The following is a 20,065-nucleotide window of genomic DNA, read 5'->3' on the forward strand; positions in this document are numbered from 1 at the left end:
CCCGACGTTATGCTTTGACTATTCCACAGGTGGTACGATCCAGTTTCCGCTGATACTGGTTACCTGTACGTGTATCATTAATCGTTATGCTGTAATTAATTCCCTCGGTAATCATTAATTTCACCGTTGGGTCAGCGCACATTTGTCGTTGATAGCTGGTTAAAAAGGCGTCAGGTGTCTGCGTGGTCTGAGTACCCGATTCGCTGATAATGGTCATTTTTACCGTCGTGCCACTACTTTGCGCCAGCACTAAGGTATATCCCGCAGATTTAATCGGCAGGTTTTGGCTGATATTTTGCGCCTGTTTTTTCGCCAGTAAACTGGCGTTTTCATTATGGCTGGCGCAGCCACTTAATAATCCTGTAACGCTCAACAATAGCGATATTAATACCCTCCCTGGCATCTGTTTTATCGACATGGTAAATAATCTCTAAGGTTATTAATAAGAGTTAAAATGTCACTTTGATAATGACGTGGTTATCATTAAAACAATGCCTGTAGATAAAGTGTTGCTATACCGCCCAGACTTAAACACGGTCCAAAAGGCAGTGTGGTTGATCCTCTTTTTGTAATAACGGCATATATCAGACCGCAGCATGATGCGATTAAAGCAACATTGGGTAGCGACAACGGCCCCACCCAGCCACCTAACGCAGCGAAAAGTAATACATCGCCCATGCCTAATGCTTCTTTACGCAGAACTATTCCGGCTATCCAGCGCAGGGAGTAAAAAGTGATAAACCCCACCAGAACGCCGGTGACTGCGTCTTGTAGCGTTAACGGACTCTGTTGCGCCCATGCCGCAATCAGCCCGGTCCACAATACGCCCTGAGTAAAAACATCGGGCAGCCATTGGTTGTCGAGGTCGATGATGCTCGCGGTAATCAGCCAGGCGGATAATATCATCACAGCCAGCCCCCATCCACTTTCTGGCCACACCAGACTCGCCAGCAAAAAAGCGAGTGCTGTCAATAACTCAACCAGCGGATAACGCTTGCTGATTTTCGCCTGACAGTCGCGGCAGCGCCCTTTGAGCATCAACCATGAGAGCAGCGGAATATTGTCACGAACGCGGATAGTCTGCTGGCAATGCGGACAGTGCGAACGCGGTAGCGCAAGGCTTATTTTTGACTGCGTACTCGGCGTTTCACCATGAAACTCCGCCATTTGTTGGCGCAGCATGATGGGGTAACGCCAAATCACCACATTCAAAAAACTGCCGATGATCAATCCTCCGACGGTTGCCAGTATGGGCATCGCCGCGGGATATTGCTGAAAAACATCAAAATGCATGGTTAAAGGTTGTTTGTTGTAATTTGCCGGATACGGGCCTGCAGGTGTATGCCATGTGGCTTTCCTCCAGGCCCGATGCGCCTTATTTCATGCCGGATGCGGCGTGAACGCCTTATCCGGCCTACAGGCTTACTCGGCAGACATCTTATGCTCGGTAACCTTGTTAATGGTTTCCGGCCCTTTTTCCGGTTTCGGCAGATTAAGCGACGCGAGCGTGCTGTAAGCCGAAGAGCTCACACCGCCCTGGAAACTCATCTCCGTTGCCCCCGGCAACTGGTAAGCACTTGCACCCGGATTCCATTTCTTAAAGAACTCCGAAAGATCCGTCTGGGCGACCCAGGAGGCACACAGCATCAGCGTGTCGGCAGCGTTACCGTTGGATTCAGCACAGTAATTCTTGCCGCCAAAGGTGCTGTTACCAACATCATCGCCGCGTGCTTTGCGATGCATCAACTGGAACAGGTTCCAGCCTTTCATCCCTTCACGATCGCTGTAGAACGCTGGCAGAGAGCCTTCTGGATACCATTTCTTGATATCAAAGTTTTTCTCTGCCCATTCCTTCAGTTGTGCGTACATCAGCAGACGGTCACCCGCACCGCCGCGCGCCCATGCCTGACCGTTGCTCTCGTCCAGATATTCCGGCGCGACGGTAATGTCGTCAGCGACACGGTTCATCTTGCCAAGATAGCGATCCTGCATGTACAGCGCCAGCACGTTGTTCGCCACTTCAGTTGCACCCGGTACGTTCAGCGGTGTTTCTGCAGCGTTATGACCGACTTCGTGCCAAATCAGCCAGTCGTTCAGCGGCGTCGTCGGCAGCGTGGAGCTGTTCGTCGAGAAGCTGCTGTTCATTACCGGATAACCCGAGTGCGCATCACCGATGGAGATCTGCACATCGTTGGCGAAACGGTGTTTATGCCCCGTCAATGCTTCATAGGTAAACATCCGGTGGTTACCGCTCGTTTCATTGCGACCGTAGAAGTCATTCATCGAGCTGGCAAAGGTATCCAGATCTTTAGCGAATTCTGCTACACCACCAGTGAAATTGCTGGCCTCAAGGTTCTTCTTCGGCGTGGTATAGACGAACGACGCAGACTCCAGCTCGCCCAGCGGCGCCGGTGAGTCCAGATCGTTTTTCCATTCGCCGTCTTTATAGAACGGCGCTTTTACTACACCGGTAAAGGTGAAGTTAGCAGAAACATCATCCTTACTGTCGCCCTTGATATAAATCAGACCACCATAAGGCACCTTGAAGGTCACTTCACCGTTAGCCTCCAGAGTATACGTTTTAGTCACTCTTGGCGGACGGTTCAGCGCAACTTCATGCTTCTCACGTCCGGTCAGGTCGTCAGCCAGCGCCACGGTAACAGTCACTGGGACTGACGCCGAAGACTTAATGGTGACGTCCTGCTGGGCCGGTGCCCACAGGCCGGTTGACTGCATGTTACCCGCAAACCATTTGGTCGGATTCGAGTACAGGCTGATGTTTTCCGTAACGCTCTCACCCTTTGCCGATACGGATCCTGGGTACTTCTCCACATCAACCTTAATGTTCAGATCCCACCAGGAACGGCCCAGCATCAGACGCGTCAGCGGTTTTTCCATATAGTTGAGCGGATAGCTTGGGTTCATCATGCCCGCTTTGCTGCTACCGTCACCGTAGATCATGTTGTTATCGACCAGCGATTTTTTCAGATCTGCGGAGCACTTGGTGCCGCCTGCATAGGCATCATTGGCGTAGCAGTTCAGGAACTCGGTGAACGTTTTAAAGCCCAGCTCATCTTCCTTGCCCTCTTCGTAACGATATTTCGTATCGTTCCACAGCCAGACCGACATGTTCTGGTACAGACGTTCCAGATCAACACTGTTCAGACGCTCACCTTTACTGCCTTTGGTACGGAAATAAAGCTCATGCTGATACAGGCGCTGAATGTTGGTGCCTAAATCCGCCGCCTGCACCATCGCTTTCGCGGTGTCGGCGTCAAGATTCAGTTGCGTATAGCGCGGAACATACATGCCACCTGTTACCGGAACATCCGTGCCTGGGCGGCGCTCCAAACAGTTAATCTCGTAATGGTAAGTCGAGTCCTTACACTCCTGTAACCCAGGAAACTTCTCAAAGATTTTTGCCTTTGCCGCTTCCAGAGATTCTTCTGTTGTGTATTCCGCTTCATCAATAAAGGCATAACGCGTTACCTGTTTGCCCTCAACTTCCTCCTGCCAGCTCGCAACTTCCAGTTTCGGCTTGTCATCAGGCTTGTTGTCTTGCTGGTATTTCCAGGTCACTTCCCCTGTATTTGGGTCGATGGTGTACGGCGGTTGCGCGCCGTCTGCAGCAGGATAACGTTCATAAACCCAAATGCCAGTCGCGCGACGCTGACGAACGCGATCCGGATACCCTTGAGGATCGTTATTCACCACCGATTTGTTCAGAGCCATTGACAGACCCGCGGCATCCAGCAGACGCACAAAACTGGACGCGCTCTCTTCCTTAAGATTGCTCATCACGTTTTCCATGATCAGCACCGAGCCACCTTTGTTCAGATAGGCGATCAGATCGGTCACATCCTGCTGGGTCAGCTTCGGTTTGCTGGTATCTGCTCGCAGAGGAATAGAGTAAGGATCGCTACCCCATTGTGTGACGTATTCAAAGCCATTGAGGATCAACAGAGGAACTTCATCTGGATTCAGATTGCCATAGCTGGTCATCGGTTTGACCGTGATGCCAGCGAAGTCCTTGTGGAAAGCAAACGGTGCACTATTTCCTAATACCTGACCCGCTTTTTTGAAATAAACCGTATCCAGGTTAGTGCCCACGGTCATACTGCTCTTCGCATCCGGCAGCCAGCGTTCATTTGACAGATAGCGCAACACGTTCTCCATGAAGTTCTTCATGTCGTCCGGGTCGCTGTTGAGCGTACACTGCCCGTCTTTATTAACGCTCCCGTTCCAACTGTAACCATTAGGGCAACGCAAAATGCTGTTGTAGTGCGGGTTACCGATAACCATCAGCTTGCCCTCACCAACTTGCCCCAGCGAAATAAATGGCAGGTTGAAGGTGGCGGTATCGCGCGTAACGTTTTCCGGCTCAACCAGAGAAGGCGCTTCCGTAATGTACGCCAGCTCATTTTTATCCCAGGCGCGTTTTTCGCCAAACGCCAGCCAGTAGTTTTTATCATTACGCGCCATCAGAATCGGGAAGGCAGCGTTGGAGATATTCACCACCGCCTGACCGCGCGCATTACCCGTGCTGCCATAGAAGTTGGTAGAGTCATGGAAGACGTGGAATTTCGTCACCGATTTGTAATCTTCATCCACACCCCACAGCTTGTTGATAACGCCCTGAATCTGACCTTCGTTAACATTGCGTGCAGTCAACGAGAACCAACGTTGAGAGTTGCAGCCCCCGAGAGAATTACAAATCGCCGTATCAATCTCTTTAGCCTGCCCGGATTTAAGCTGCTCAAGAAATTCGTTTGTCCGCGGAAAGTTTTGATCGCCTTCGCTCAACGCCTCGCCATTGGATAACGAGAGATTGATAATCTCGTTGATCACGTTGGGGTACTCGGCAAAGACCTGGCGCACGACGTCCGGCACTTCACGCTCATCATTTTTTCCGGCCTGGGAATAACGATGAATAAGTTGATCGATATTCGCGCCGCGAACTTCGTCGCCCAATTCAGTCAATGCAATGGTCGACTTATTGCCGCGTACTGAACCCAGTTCAAAGGTGTCGATACCAAAGGAGATGGTTTCGCCCCAGCTGAAGTTGAATTTGCCGTTTTCGCCAGTTACACCACGGCCTGAGCTGGTGTAGTAATTTACGCCAACCACACCATTGCCCATGCTATCTACCAGGCGACCTTCTGAGAGAATAATTTCAGTAGGTTGATACTGATAAAACTGTTCCGCGTTAGCTGACACGAAGGAAGCGTTCAGATCCGGTTTTGTTCCCGGCGTGGTGACTGGCACGACCGATGAGGTATGAGTGGATGGCGCTTTATCGGTCGCGGCATTGTTTTCCACCTCTTCATTGACCAGCTTTTTGAACTCCTCCGGTGCCAGATCAATTTGCTTATACAGCGAGTCGAAACGTTTACTCTCGATCACCGAAGAGAACGTCAGGCAAACCTGTTCTGTATCCGCCGGACAGCTGTTACTGGACGTTACCAACGAAACCGCATTGCTTTTCTTGTTGTCGGAAGCCGCCAGTTCTTGCGCGTCCTCAAGACTAAACGATACTTTTTCAACCGCACGCAGGCTACGCGCAGCTTCTGACTGAGTGTTGAAGGTGGCAATTGTCGTGTTACCCGCCACGCAAGTAACGTCCTTGCCAGGTGTAAAAGTAAAGCCATCGCTGGATTCACCATTACAGGTAGCACCAGTTACCCGCTGGCTTCCGCCCAGGGTCAGATAACCCGTTTTCGTGGGAACAGGTTCTGGCTCCGGTTCTGGTGTCGGCTCAGGATCAGGTGTTGGATCCGGCGTAGGTTCTGGGTCCGGAGTCGGCTCAGGCGTCGGCTCCGGGTTTGGTGTTGGATCAGGTTTCACATCCGGCAAAGACCCTGAACCAGAATCTGCATGTGGCGTATCGGAGGATGACCCCGAACCACCGCCATCACAACCGGCTAACAGGGTTGCGCTTAAAATAGCCGCTAAAAGCGATTTCTTATATTTAAATTTCTTATTCATTAATAACGCAAGTGACAAAACAAAGTTAAAAGATTCGTAACCGGGGAAATAGTTTTATGCTTTATCTTCTTTAATAACTTCCTCCATTCTTAAGAAAACGGCATCATTGATAGAAAAACAGGTAAAATTTATAAGAATAACCCCTATTCGATGTCTGGATGGTTATTTTTACGAAATTTCAATAAACAAAAAATTAACAACCATTCACAACGTAACTATATAAATTTGTTGGTAGTTTTAACGATTAAGATTGCAAAAGCAACAGATAGAACGGTGTTTGCTCATCAAGCGAACATAATTAATACAGACTTGTTTTGCGTGATAAAAAATAGATGTTCTCACGCTCTTAATTATTTAGCATGTTATCTGAACGCAAAACATTATTGCCGCATGGATAATAAAGCGGGAAATAATTTCCATTAATAAGACAGAATAATGTAAACGAAGCCGGATGATATTAACGATCATCCGGCTTTATTGACTTACGAAACTAACATCCCGGTAAACACATACGCCTGCAACAGCGTGATAATGCCGATAACGCTGGCAAAAATCAGACTGTGCTTCACGGTGTAGCGGAACAGTTCAGATTCTCGACCCACCATGCCCGTCGCGGCGCAGGCCACGGCGATAGATTGCGGGGAGATCATCTTGCCAGTTACGCCGCCGCTGGTGTTTGCTGCCACCAGCAGGGTGTCAGAGACGTTGATTTGCTGCGCCGTGGTCGATTGCAGTGAACCAAACAGGGCGTTTGAAGAAGTGTCCGAGCCGGTAAGGAATACGCCCAGCCAGCCGAGGAACGGTGAGAAGAACGGGAACATCACGCCTGTACCAGCCAGTACCAGCGCCAGCGTGGTGGACATGCCGGAATAGTTGGTCACGAAGGCGAACGCCAGCACCATGCCAATCGACAATATCGGCCACTTCAGACTAATTAGCGTTTCGGCAAAGACGCCAATACCTTTCTTGATCCCCACGCCGAGGATGAAGATCGAGATAATCGCCGCAATAAAAATAGCTGTGCCGCCAGCGGAGAGAGGGTCGAACTTAAACACCGCATCCATTGGCGTTGGCTGAGCGACAATGGGTGCCGCTTTCAAGACTTGTTGATGCAAATGAGGGATCTGGAAATTAATCACCAGCGAATAAAAGGCACCGCCCGGAGCAAATAACGCTTTAAACGGCTTCATGGTCCAGATGGTAACCAGTACCGTTAAGATTAAAAACGGTGACCATGCACGAATGATTTGCCCCAGACGATATTCTGAAGGCACGGGACCGCCAGAAGACGGTTTATTCACCACCATCGCACCTGCGGATTGTCCCATACTGATTGCCGTTTCGGTATTTTTTGGCCGCCACACTTTAAGAAATAAAGAAAGTGAGACGATACTCACCAGCGCCGAAGTAATATCCGGCAGTTCCGGACCAATATAGTTAGAGGTAAAGAACTGAGTGACAGCGAAGCTTCCCCCTGCAACCAGCGCCGCTGGCCACGTCTCTTTCACCCCTTTCCAGCCGTCCATCATTGCTACCAGCCAGAATGGCACAAGAACCGACAGGAACGGTAACTGACGTCCCGCCATTGCGCCAATGTCGAACGGATCGATTCCCGTTACCTGACCGGCGACCAGAATTGGCACACCCAACGCACCAAACGCCACCGGCGCAGTGTTGGCAATCAGACACAGCCCCGCCGCGTATAACGGTTTGAAGCCCAGGCCCACCAGCAGCGCACCGGTAATCGCCACCGGAGCACCAAAGCCAGCCGCCCCTTCCAGCAACGCGCCAAAGGAGAAACCAATCAGTAACACCTGCAAACGCTGATCGTCGGTGATGGAGATAACCGAGCTGCGGATAATATCGAACTGACCGCTGGCAACGGTTAATTTATACAGGAATACCGCCGCGACAATAATCCATGCAATTGGCCATAATCCATAAATAAAGCCATAGCCTGCAGCAGCAAATGCCATATCAATCGGCATTTTAAAGGCGAATATCGCAATCAGAATAGATAATATAAGGGTTATTGCTCCGGCGACATGTCCTTTCAGACGTAATACCGCGAGTGCAACGAAGAAGAATATTATCGGGATCAGGGCGACCAGAGCGGATAGCCCCAGTCCTCCCATCGGCATATACATTTGGGTCCAGGTAACCATATTGTTCAGTCTCTTATTATCTTTATATGCTTGATATACTTAAGGTTGTAATAAGCAAAAGAGGACTGAACTGTAAAATATAGGCGTTATACTTTACAGCAACAGTACGCCGCTAACGCAATTGCTACCTCTGGCATAACAAGTATATCGGGTAAGGGCTTCTGTTCCGCACACGCAGGCGCAGAGTATCGTTAAGATGTCCATATTGTTGTTTTAATCCCGCTAGTGATGCGCTACGGGTATTTAATATTGTTAAACCCTGATAATCGCTCCGGTTATTTCCGGGATAAATGTACTACCGCAGTTACTATCATAGCCCCGACAATAAATCTTGCCGGGGCTTTTTTTGACGCTATTAATGATTTTCTTTTTCGCGTAAACGCCATGCGTGTAATAACGGTTCGGTATAGCCGTTTGGCTGTTTCACGCCGAGGAAGATCAAATCGCTGGCAGCTTTAAAAGCACACGAGTTAGCGAAATTCTCCACCATTGGACGATAAGCCGGATCGCCAGCGTTTTGCTGATCAACCACTTTCGCCATATTCTCCAGCGAGGCCTGCACCTGTTCTTTGGTCAGAATACCGTGACGTAACCAGTTGGCGATATGCTGGCTGGAGATACGCAGCGTTGCGCGGTCTTCCATCAACGCCACGTTGTGAATATCCGGCACTTTTGAACAACCAATCCCCTGCTCCACCCAACGCACCACGTACCCCAGAATCCCCTGCACGTTGTTATCCAGCTCTTGTTGGATCTCTTGCGCCGACCAGTTAGCGTTTTCAGCAACCGGAATAGTCAGCAGATCGTCCAGCAGCGGTTCAAATTCAGCATTGAACTCGGTCTGGGCAATGTTGGCTTGCACGCTCTGTACGTTGGTTTGGTGGTAGTGCAGCGCATGGAGCGTAGCGGCAGTTGGCGACGGAACCCAGGCCGTGTTTGCCCCGGCACGCAGTTGGTCGCCCTTCTGGCTGTACATGTCTGCCATCAGGTCCGGCATTGCCCACATCCCTTTACCGATTTGCGCTTTTCCACGTAGCCCACAGAACAGACCGGAAAGCACGTTATTACGTTCGTAGGCTTTGATCCACGGCGTCGATTTCATCTGGTTTTTACGCAGCATCGGGCCCGCTTCCATCACCGAATGCATTTCATCGCCGGTACGGTCGAGGAAACCGGTATTGATGAACGCCACGCGGTTGCGCGCCTGAGCGATACAGCTACGCAAGTTCAGCGAGGTCCGGCGTTCTTCATCCATAATGCCCATTTTCAGGGTATTCGGTGCCATACCGAGCATTGTCTCAACGCGGGAAAACAGTTTGTTGGCGAACGCCACTTCCTGCGGACCGTGCATTTTCGGTTTCACAATATAGACGCTGCCAGTGCGCGAGTTTTTCTGCACTTTTAAATCATAGAGGGCAATCGCGCCAGTCATGACGCCATCAAGAATGCCTTCCGGGATTTCATTGCCTTCGCTGTCCCAAATCACAGGAATGGTCATCAAATGACCCACGTTGCGGATAAACAGCAACGAGCGTCCGTGCAGAGAAATTTCAGAGCCATCGGCGGCAGTGTACTGACGATCGTCATTCAGTTTACGCACGATTTGACGACCGTTCTTCTCCATTTTCTCTTGCAGAGTCCCCTGCATCAGGCCCAGCAGGTTGCGGTACAGCAGGATTTTATCTTCCGCATCAACCGCCGCGACCGAATCTTCGCAGTCGAGAATGGTACTGATGGCCGCTTCGACGATAACATCGTTGATGTGCGCCGGATCGTCTTTGCCAATCCGCCCGTTGGCATCGATTTGTAGCTCAATATGCAGGCCGTTATTTTTCAGCAAAATGCAGGTCAGCGCAGCAGTATCGCCACGGTAACCGACAAACTGTGCTGGAGTACGTAACGTGGTTTCTTTACCATTTTTCAACTGGATGCGTAATTGTTTATCGACCACCTTAAACGCCACCACATCCTGATAGCTGCCGTTTTCCAGCGGTAGTGATTCATCGAGGAAACGCCGAACCCAGGCGATAACCTGCTCACCACGCTGCGGATCGTAGCCGCTGACCATCGCCCCTTCCTGCGGGATGATGTCGCTGCCGTATAACGCATCGTACAGTGAGCCCCAGCGAGCGTTCGCCGCGTTCAGCGCGTAGCGGGCGTTCATCGCCGGAACCACCAGCTGTGGCCCCGCCTGACTGGTGATTTCGCTGTCGATGCCCGTGGTTTCCACCGTCACGTGGTCAGGCTGTGGCACCAGGTAGCCCAGTTCACGCAGGAAAGATTTATAGGCCGCTTTATCTTTTACCGGCCCCGGATTGCTGCGATGCCACTCATCAAGCGCCGCCTGAATGCGATCACGCTCTGCCAGCAACTGACGATTCTCTGGCGCCAGATCGTGAACGATCTCATCAACATTGTGCCAGAACGCGGCAGCATCCAGTTCCACGCCAGGCAAAACTTCTTCATCCACAAAACGTTTAAAATTGGCGTCAATGCGTAAACGGCCCTGGGTTATGGTTTGACTCATTGTTTATCTCCTCGTTTTCGCTTATTTCGCCAACACCGCTGCTGCCGCTTTCGCGACCTGCGCATCCTGTGCTCCGGTTAAACCAGAAACGCCCACGGCACCAATAATTTGCCCATCCACAACAACCGGTACGCCACCTTCCAGCGACGTCAGTAACGGCGCAGTCACGAACGCGGTACGTCCGTTGTTCACCATCTCTTCATAGCCCTTAGTTTCACGACGCCCCAGCGCGGCGGTACGCGCTTTCTCCTGGGAGATGTAAGCCGCAATCGGCGCGCAATCGTCCATGCGACTTAACGCCAGCAGATGACCGCCGTCATCGGCAACAGCAATGGAAACAGACCAGTTATTTTTCTGCGCCTCTTCCTGACCTGCGGCAATAATTGCACTCGCCATTTGCTGGCTAAGAATGACTTTAGTTTTCATTTTGTTATTCCTTTTCAAGGGCTTGTTCTACAATTTCAATCCAGTGACGCACAGAGGTACGACCGGCGCTCGCCAGATGCGTCTGGCAACCAATGTTGGCGGTGACGATCATTTCCGGTTTGCCGCTTTCCAGCGCATTCATTTTGTTATCCCGCAGCTGGCGTGCCAGATCGGGATGCGTTAACGCATATGTTCCCGCTGAACCGCAGCACAGATGGCTGTCGGGAACGTCCGTTAAGGTAAATCCAAGACGAAGCAACACTTTTTCCACTTCGCCGTTCAGCTTTTGCGCATGTTGTAGGGTACACGGGCAGTGGAAGGCCAGTTTTTTATCGCCGCGAATTGCCAGTTTTTCCAGCGGTTCCTCGCGCAGAAGTTCGACTAAATCGACCGCCAGCTCACTGACCTGACGCGCTTTATCGGCATACAACGCATCGTTTTTCAGCATCTGCCCATACTCTTTAACGAACGCGCCGCAGCCGCTGGCAGTCTGCAAAATAGCCTCGGCACCTGCTTCAATCGCGGGCCACCAGGCATCAATATTATTGCGCGCCCGCGCTAACCCTTTCTCTTGCGCATTAAGATGATAGTCCGCCGCGCCACAACAGCCTGCTTCGTTAGCTGGCATGACGCTGATCCCCAGACGATCCAGCACTCGCGCAGTTGCCGCGTTGGTGTTGGGCGAAAGCGTAGGCTGGGCGCAGCCTTCCAGCATTAAAACCCGACGCTTATGGCGCAGCGGTGGACGCGGTTTAGCTTTTACGGTTTCAGCAGGCAGTTTTGCTCTGACCTGTTCCGGTAAAAACGGTCGCAGCACCAGCCCTACCTGCGTCAGCGCACGGAAGACCGCCGGACGCGGCACTACCTGGCGCAATCCTTCGCGCAGCATTCGCTCCGGCAGTGGGCGTTTCACTTTCTGCTCGACAATATCACGCCCGATATCCAGCAAATTGTGATAACGCACACCAGAAGGACAGGTGGTTTCACAATTGCGGCAAGTGAGACAGCGATCGAGATGCTCCTGTGTTTTAAGCGTGACTTCGTTACCTTCCAGCACCTGTTTAATCAGATAGATGCGCCCGCGCGGCCCGTCCAGTTCATCGCCCAGAAGCTGATAGGTTGGGCAGGTTGCGGTACAAAATCCGCAGTGAACACAGGCGCGCAGGATGCTGTCGGCTTCCAGCGCGCGCGCGTTCTGCCGCATCTCTTCTGTTAATCGGGTTTGCATAGCCTGCTCCTCAAAGTTCCGCGTACATGCGACCGGGGTTAAACACGCCGCAAGGATCGAGCTGCTGTTTAAGCTGCTGGTGATAGCGGAATAAAGGAGCCGGTAGCGGGGCAAAGCCACCATCTCCGGCACTAAAGCGGGTCGCATGACCGCCCGCGTTGCGGGCGATGCGATGGATTTGATTGTCATCGGCTGTCGATTTCAGCCAGCGTAACGCCCCGCCCCAGTCGATCAGTTGCTCGCCGGGTAAATCCATCATCGGCGCATCGCTGGGTAATGAAATGCGCCATAAGGTACCTGGTAACGAGAAGAACGGCAGTTGTTGTTCACGCAATTGCTGCCAGAACTGACCTGCAACCTCTTCGCCACCCAGCAGTTCACGCGCTGCTTTTACCGATCCTTCGCCGCCCTCAAGGCGGATCCACAACGCATTGTCGAAGTAACATAAGCCACTAATGGGTAATGGCTGAAGTTGCCACTGGGCGATTTCATTCATGGCTTCTTGCAGGCTGATTTCCCGACGCAGGCTCAGGGAGGCGCGCGGTCGCGGTAACACTTTCATCGAGATTTCAGTGAGCACGCCAAGACAACCGTAGCTTCCGGCCATTAACCGTGAGAGATCGTATCCGGCAACGTTTTTCATCACTTCGCCACCAAAACGCAGATGTTTTCCAGTGCCGGTAATGATGCGCGTGCCGAGGACAAAATCGCGGACCGAACCACTCCACGGGCGACGCGGCCCCGCCAGCCCGCAAGCGACCATCCCGCCCCAGGTGGCTTCTTCACCATAATGCGGCGGCTCGCAGGGGAGCATTTGCCCGGCGCTCTCCAGCGCTGCTTCAATCGCCACCAGCGGCGTTCCGGCACGCGCGGTTATCACCAGCTCGGTCGGGTCGTAATTAACAATGCCGCGATGACAACGCACATCCAGCGTTTGCCCGGTGACAGGGCGACCTAAAAAGGCTTTACTATTGCTGCCCTGAATCACCAGCGGCGTTTTATCGCTAATCGCCTGATTCACCTGCTCTAGCAGCGCCTGGCTGTAATCACACTCGCGTAGCATCAGAAACGCTCCAGTTCAGGAAAAGGTAAATGACCGTGATGCACATGCATGGCACCAAATTCAGCACAGCGGTGTAGCGTGGGAATGTTTTTTCCTGGGTTCAGCAAACCATCGGGGTCAAACGCCGCCTTGACCGCATGGAAGGTCGTGATTTCATCGCTGTTGAACTGGGCGCACATTTGATTGATTTTTTCGCGCCCGATGCCATGTTCCCCACTGATGCTGCCGCCAACTTCAACGCAGAGTTCGAGGATCTTCCCGCCCAGTTCTTCCGCGCGGGCAAATTCACCGGGTTCGTTGGCATCGAAAAGGATTAACGGGTGCATGTTGCCGTCTCCGGCATGAAAGACGTTGGCAACGCGTAAATCATATTGCTGCGATAAACGGGCAATGCCTTCCAGTACGCCAGGCAGGGCGCGGCGCGGGATGGTGCCATCCATGCAGTAGTAATCCGGGGAGATACGTCCTACCGCCGGGAACGCATTTTTGCGACCGGCCCAGAAACGTACGCGCTCTGCTTCGTCCTGTGCCAGACGGACGTCAGTCGCACCCGCGTTCAACAAGATGTCGTTAACCCGCTCGCAGTCTTCCTGTACGTCAGACTCCACGCCGTCCAGTTCGCATAATAAAATCGCTTCGGCATCGACGGGATAACCGGCATGAATAAAATCTTCCGCCGCGCGAATCGACAGGTTATCCATCATCTCCAGCCCGCCGGGGATAATGCCATTGGCGATGATGTTACCAACCGCAAGTCCGGCTTTTTCTACCGAGTCAAAGCTGGCTAACAGAACCCGCGCCACGGGCGGCTTCGGCAGCAGCTTTACCGTCACTTCGGTGGTCACGCCAAGCATGCCTTCCGATCCGGTAAACAGCGCCAGCAGGTCAAAACCAGGCGAATCCAGCGCGTCCGATCCCAGCGTCAGCGCCTCGCCATCCAGCGTTTGCACTTCAATTTTCAGCAGGTTATGTACGGTTAGACCATATTTCAGGCAGTGAACGCCACCGGCATTTTCCGCCACATTGCCGCCAATCGAACAGGCGATTTGTGAGGACGGATCCGGCGCGTAATAGAGATTATGCGGCGCAACGGCCTGGGAGATCGCCAGGTTACGCACGCCCGGCTGCACGCGCGCGCGGCGACCAATGGGGTTAATGTCGAGGATCTCTTTAAAGCGCGCCATCACCAACAACACACCTTTTTCCAGCGGCAGCGCGCCACCAGAAAGCCCGGTGCCTGCGCCACGGGTCACCACCGGCACACGCAGGCTGTGGCAGACAGCCAGAATCGCCGTCACCTGTTCCATCTGCTTAGGCAGAACAACCAGTAATGGACGCGTGCGATACGCGCTCAACCCGTCACACTCGTAAGGAATGGTCTCCTCATCGGTATGCAGGATCTCCAGTCCAGGGACATGCTCACGCAGTGCCATCAGTACCGATGTGCGGTCGACATCGGGTAAAGCGCCATCAAGACGCTCTTCGTACAAGATGCTCATGAGTAGGGTTCGCTTTGTTGTGTTGTGTGGCAGCTGATTTTTTCGCGCTGCTTCTGTGAACAGTTATTAAGCGGGCTTTTCGTTTTCGTCTATCTCTTTAGCTACCGGTCAGACCATTTTTTTTCCAGCTCTGTGACCTTGCTTTGGTTAACCTAATGTTAAATTGATGTAACATAATCACTTACGTGATGTGCGTGTTTTGCGAGTTAAGAACAGAAAAATTGGTCCTACCTGTGCACGAGGTCCGGGAATGAAAGATGAACGTCGCCCTATTTGCGAAGTGGTTGCAGAGAGTATCGAACGGTTAATTATCGACGGCGTACTGAAGGTCGGTCAGCCGCTTCCCTCGGAACGTCGACTGTGTGAAAAGCTCGGCTTCTCACGCTCCGCACTGCGTGAAGGGCTGACCGTGCTGCGCGGGCGCGGGATTATTGAAACGGCGCAGGGTCGCGATTCTCGTGTCGCACGGCTTAATCGGGTGCAGGACGCCAGCCCGCTGATCCATCTGTTCAGTACGCAGCCGCGAACGCTGTACGATCTGCTCGACGTTCGCGCATTACTGGAGGGCGAATCGGCAAGGCTGGCGGCAACGCTGGGAACCCAGGCTGATTTTGTTGTGATAACCCGCTGTTATGAAAAAATGCTCGCCGCCAGTGAGAACAACAAAGAGATTTCGCTGATCGAACATGCGCAGTTGGATCACGCTTTCCATCTCGCCATTTGTCAGGCTTCTCACAATCAGGTGCTGGTGTTTACGCTGCAATCATTGACCGACCTGATGTTTAATTCGGTGTTTGCCAGCGTAAATAATCTCTACCATCGACCACAGCAAAAAAAGCAGATCGATCGCCAGCATGCGCGGATCTACAACGCGGTGTTGCAGCGGCTGCCGCACGTTGCCCAGCGCGCAGCACGCGATCATGTGCGGACCGTGAAAAAGAATCTCCACGATATCGAGCTGGAAGGCCACCATTTGATTCGCTCGGCGGTGCCGCTGGAGATGAAGCAGGGGTGACTGCCATCAAATCTGCTTTTCATACAATCGGTAACGCTTGTACGGCTCCGCCCCAATGCGTTCCAGCATGTTATTCATGCCTGTATTGGTTTCGAGGATCCATGACATTTCCAGCGCATCGATCTTCCGGCGGGCAAACGGATCGCGTAAGGCTTCAATCAATAACAGCGCAATCACCGGGCCGATGCGGCTGAACTGATACTCGTCCCGCACGCCCATCAGCGGCACTCGCGCAGTTCGCACACCGCTGACTTTCAAACGCCACAGCAATTTTGCCCAGCCGAAGGGAAAGAGCGATCCGTTCAGATCGGCAATCGCCTCGTTGATGTTCGGCAAGCCAACAATAAACGCGCAGGGTGCAGAATCAATCTCAGCGATGTAGATCATATCGTCCGGCACCAGATATTTAAGTTGATCGCCCATGGTCGCGAATTCATGTTCGGTAAACGGCACAAATCCCCAGTTGTGCTGCCAGCCAGAATTGAAAATCTCACGCAGGATCTGCATCTCTTCGGCAAACCGCTGGCGATTGATGCAGCGAATGGTCACTTTTTTGCGCACCTGATCCATCAGTTTTTTTAGCGCCGGAGAGAAAGTGAGATCGGTTCGCTGCATCCACCACGCCAGTAAATCAATGCCTTTGTGATAACCCAGTTGTTCAATATGCGCGGCATACCACGGTTTGCCGTGTGGCATCATCGCACAGGGAGGTGTGTCAAAACCTTCAATCAGTAATCCGCTTTCCTGATTGATATTCAGGCTGAAAGGCCCGCTGATCTTACTTGCACCTTGTGACTTTAACCACGCTTCCGCTGCGCCAAACAACGCGGCAAAAACCTGCGGATCATCAATGGCATCAATCATTCCGAAATGACCGGTATCTTCTCCGTAACGCTCACGGTGCAAGGTATCTATTTGCGCGGTAATACGCCCAACTATCTGCCCCGCTTTTTTTGCCACCCACGCCTGCCAGATGATATGGTCCGTCCCCGGATTCTTCGCAGACAAATGCTCGCTGCGTTCAATGAATAAAGGGGGTATCCAGTTTGGATCATCGGGATAAAGTGATGACGGAAAAGCGATAAATGCCTTAAGGTCTTTTTTATTAATTACTTTTTCAATTTTAATCATCAGCAGATCGCATTCCATATCTCTGTGGATAACAAATAATTAACGGTGAAAAACAAGTTGCAACAGCAACGAACGGGATCTTAATAATCAACCCAATGAATATAAACAAGGAATAAATAGTATTTATTAATGATTACGATAAGGTCAGAGACTACACAGAAGCGCTACAATGCCTCTTGTCGATTTAAGGCGACCGGACAAGGCTCCTTCTTAATATATTCATAAATTAAATATCATTCACAATAAAAACAAAAAAGCCAAACCTATTATTTAAATCAATGTTCATTTTCACACCGATGAAAATACTATCTCATTTATCTTTTATGCCTATATAATCCACTGCATTATTGTCATTTTATTTTTGATATCCAATTTTTTCGTGGTGTATATGTCTAATAAAATCTTTACGCATTCCCTACCTATGCGCTATGCCGATTTTCCAACGCTGGTTGATGCTTTGGACTACGCCGCTCTGAGTAGCGCCGGAATGAATTTTTATGACAGACGTTGCCAACTTGAAGATCAACTGGAATATCAGACGTTAAAAGCGCGTGCCGAAGCTGGTGCGAAGAGGTTGTTATCGCTGAACCTGAAAAAAGGCGATCGCGTGGCGCTGATTGCCGAAACGAGTAGCGGGTTTGTAGAGGCTTTTTTTGCCTGCCAGTATGCCGGCTTAGTCGCCGTCCCGTTGGCGATTCCAATGGGCGTCGGTCAGCGGGATTCCTGGAGCGCCAAACTGCAGGGTTTACTGGCAAGTTGCCAGCCCGCAGCCATTATCACTGGTGATGAGTGGTTGCCACTGGTCAATGCCGCGACGCATAACAACAACCCCGAATTACATGTTTTAAGCCACGCCTGGTTTAAGGCATTACCGGAAGCCGATGTTGCGCTCCAGCGTCCAGTTCCAAACGATATCGCCTACCTCCAGTACACCTCCGGCAGCACCCGTTTTCCCCGTGGCGTTATCATTACTCACCGCGAAGTGATGGCTAATCTACGTGCTATAAGCCACGATGGGATTAAATTACGCCCTGGCGACCGCTGCGTCTCCTGGCTGCCTTTCTACCATGATATGGGACTGGTCGGCTTTCTCCTGACCCCCGTCGCCACACAGCTTTCAGTAGATTATTTGCGCACTCAGGATTTTGCCATGCGTCCTCTGCAATGGCTTAAATTGATCAGTAAAAATCGCGGCACCGTTTCCGTTGCACCGCCGTTTGGCTATGAATTGTGCCAGCGCCGCGTGAATGAAAAAGATCTCGCTGAACTGGATCTTTCCTGCTGGCGCGTCGCTGGTATTGGCGCAGAACCGATCTCCGCAGAACAACTCCATCAATTCGCTGAATGTTTCCGCCAGGTTAACTTTGACGATAGCGCCTTTATGCCCTGCTACGGGCTGGCAGAAAACGCGCTGGCTGTCAGCTTCTCTGATGAAGCCTGCGGGGTTGTGGTTAACGAAGTGGATCGCGATATCCTCGAATACCAGGGTAAAGCCGTCGCGCCGGGTGCTGAAACACGCGCCGTATCGACTTTCGTCAACTGCGGTAAAGCGTTGCCGGAACATGGCATTGAAATCCGCAATGAAGCAGATATACCTGTCGCGGAACGTGTGGTAGGCCATATTTGCATCTCCGGCCCCAGCCTGATGAGCGGGTACTTTGGCGACCAGGTTTCGCAAGACGAGATTGCCGCGACGGGCTGGTTAGACACCGGCGACCTTGGTTATCTGCTGGACGGTTATCTGTATGTCACCGGACGCATTAAAGATCTGATTATTATTCGTGGCCGTAATATCTGGCCGCAGGATATTGAATACATTGCGGAACAGGAGCCGGAAATTCATTCTGGCGATGCGATTGCTTTTGTTACCGCCCAGGAAAAAATCATTTTGCAGATCCAGTGTCGGATCAGCGACGAAGAACGTCGGGGGCAGCTTATCCACGCGCTGGCAGCTCGGATCCAAAGCGAATTTGGCGTTACCGCGGATATCGATCTGTTGCCGCCCCACAGTATTCCCCGAACATCCTCCGGCAAGCCTGCCCGTGCGGAAGCGAAAAAACGTTATCAGAAGGCTTATGCTGCCAGTCTTCATGTGCAGGAATCCATGGCATGAATCAAACTGTCGCGGTGACGGGCGCTACCGGGTTTATCGGTAAATATATTATTGATAACCTGCTCGCCCGCGGCTTTCACGTTCGCGCATTGACGCGTACTGCCCGCGCTCACGTCAATGATAATCTCACTTGGGTGCGCGGTTCGCTGGAAGATACACATTCGCTTAGCGAACTGGTTGCCGGAGCCAGCGCGGTGGTCCATTGCGCCGGGCAAGTGCGCGGGCACAAAGAAGAGATTTTTACCCGCTGCAACGTTGACGGCAGCCTGCGCCTGATGCAAGCGGCAAAAGAGAGCGGCTTTTGCCAACGTTTTCTGTTTATCTCTTCGCTGGCGGCGCGCCATCCCGAACTCTCCTGGTACGCAAATTCCAAACACGTCGCCGAACAACGGCTGACTGCAATGGCTGACGAAATTACGTTGGGCGTTTTTCGCCCGACAGCCGTGTATGGTCCCGGCGATAAAGAGTTAAAACCGCTGTTTGACTGGATGCTGCGCGGTCTGCTGCCACGACTTGGCACGCCAGAGACACAGCTCTCTTTTCTTCACGTCACCGATTTTGCGCAAGCAGTGGGTCAGTGGTTAAGCGCCGAAACTGTACAGACGCAAACCTATGAATTATGCGATGGCGTCGCCGGAGGTTATGACTGGCAACGTGTCCAACAGCTTGTTGCCGATGTCCGCTGTGGTTCCGTGCGGATGGTCGGTATTCCTCTGCCGCTACTCACCTGCCTTGCGGATATCAGTACCGCGTTGAGCCGTCTGGCGGGTAAAGAACCGATGCTGACTCGTTCGAAAATCCGTGAATTAACTCATGCCGACTGGTCGGCAAGTAATAACCGTATTTCTGAAGATATTAATTGGTTTCCCGGGATTAGCCTGGAACACGCATTACGCAACGGGCTATTTTGATT

Annotated in this window: 13 protein-coding genes; 3 read left to right on the forward strand and 10 right to left on the reverse strand. The window is 51.9% G+C overall.

Translation table 11 applies throughout. The annotated features are described in order from the left end of the window. Nucleotides 1-7: 7 nt before the first annotated feature. The 9 genes from gspS2 to glcD form a co-directional block, all read right to left on the reverse strand. A complete protein-coding gene (gspS2, locus tag ACJHX4_RS07385) occupies nt 8-418 on the reverse strand; it encodes a type II secretion system pilot lipoprotein GspS-beta (protein ID WP_001298257.1) in 411 nt (136 codons plus the stop codon). A 65-nt stretch (nt 419-483) separates the two neighbouring features. After that, the gene (gene pppA / locus ACJHX4_RS07390) at nt 484-1,293 is read right to left on the reverse strand and encodes a prepilin peptidase PppA (protein ID WP_001531961.1); all 810 of its coding nucleotides are present in this window, start codon (nt 1,291-1,293) and stop codon (nt 484-486) included. 129 nt (nt 1,294-1,422) lie between these two features. Beyond that, nucleotides 1,423-5,985 (reverse strand): lipoprotein metalloprotease SslE, encoded by a 4,563-nt coding sequence (gene sslE / locus ACJHX4_RS07395; RefSeq protein WP_001531963.1) that lies wholly within the window; start codon nt 5,983-5,985, stop codon nt 1,423-1,425. Between the two features lie 482 nt (nt 5,986-6,467). Next, nucleotides 6,468-8,150, reverse strand: a complete 1,683-nt coding sequence (gene glcA / locus ACJHX4_RS07400) for a glycolate permease GlcA (RefSeq protein WP_000259280.1) — start codon at nt 8,148-8,150, stop codon at nt 6,468-6,470. Between the two features lie 355 nt (nt 8,151-8,505). Next, nucleotides 8,506-10,677, reverse strand: coding sequence for a malate synthase G (glcB, locus tag ACJHX4_RS07405; RefSeq protein ID WP_000084098.1), 2,172 nt, complete (start codon nt 10,675-10,677; stop codon nt 8,506-8,508). Between the two features lie 21 nt (nt 10,678-10,698). Continuing rightward, a complete protein-coding gene (locus ACJHX4_RS07410) occupies nt 10,699-11,103 on the reverse strand; it encodes a GlcG family protein (RefSeq protein WP_000853256.1) in 405 nt (134 codons plus the stop codon). 4 nt (nt 11,104-11,107) lie between these two features. Further along, on the reverse strand, nt 11,108-12,331 hold the full coding sequence (gene glcF, locus ACJHX4_RS07415; RefSeq protein ID WP_001194814.1) for a glycolate oxidase subunit GlcF: 1,224 nt from the start codon (nt 12,329-12,331) through the stop codon (nt 11,108-11,110). Between the two features lie 10 nt (nt 12,332-12,341). Next, on the reverse strand, nt 12,342-13,394 hold the full coding sequence (gene glcE, locus ACJHX4_RS07420; protein WP_000943075.1) for a glycolate oxidase subunit GlcE: 1,053 nt from the start codon (nt 13,392-13,394) through the stop codon (nt 12,342-12,344). Next, the gene (glcD, locus tag ACJHX4_RS07425; protein WP_000026146.1) at nt 13,394-14,893 is read right to left on the reverse strand and encodes a glycolate oxidase subunit GlcD; all 1,500 of its coding nucleotides are present in this window, start codon (nt 14,891-14,893) and stop codon (nt 13,394-13,396) included. The genes glcE and glcD overlap by 1 nt, the downstream gene beginning before the upstream one ends. Before the next feature lie 250 nt (nt 14,894-15,143). On the opposite strand from glcD, the gene glcC reads away from it, so the two are divergent. After that, a complete protein-coding gene (glcC, locus tag ACJHX4_RS07430; RefSeq protein WP_001314155.1) occupies nt 15,144-15,908 on the forward strand; it encodes a transcriptional regulator GlcC in 765 nt (254 codons plus the stop codon). Between the two features lie 6 nt (nt 15,909-15,914). Here the strand turns inward: glcC and yghO are convergent, their stop codons facing one another. Further along, complete coding sequence (yghO, locus tag ACJHX4_RS07435; protein ID WP_001312102.1) at nt 15,915-17,057, reverse strand: protein YghO; 1,143 nt, start codon at nt 17,055-17,057, stop codon at nt 15,915-15,917. A 370-nt stretch (nt 17,058-17,427) separates the two neighbouring features. Between yghO and ACJHX4_RS07440 the strand changes: the two genes are divergently transcribed. Further along, nucleotides 17,428-19,152 (forward strand): fatty acyl-AMP ligase, encoded by a 1,725-nt coding sequence (locus ACJHX4_RS07440; RefSeq protein WP_001531964.1) that lies wholly within the window; start codon nt 17,428-17,430, stop codon nt 19,150-19,152. Beyond that, the gene (locus tag ACJHX4_RS07445; protein ID WP_001077156.1) at nt 19,149-20,063 is read left to right on the forward strand and encodes an NAD-dependent epimerase/dehydratase family protein; all 915 of its coding nucleotides are present in this window, start codon (nt 19,149-19,151) and stop codon (nt 20,061-20,063) included. The genes ACJHX4_RS07440 and ACJHX4_RS07445 overlap by 4 nt, the downstream gene beginning before the upstream one ends. Nucleotides 20,064-20,065: the final 2 nt, after the last annotated feature.

Origin of the sequence: Escherichia sp. WS2035 (assembly GCF_046487065.1) — a bacterium.
GTDB lineage: Bacteria > Pseudomonadota > Gammaproteobacteria > Enterobacterales > Enterobacteriaceae > Escherichia > Escherichia coli.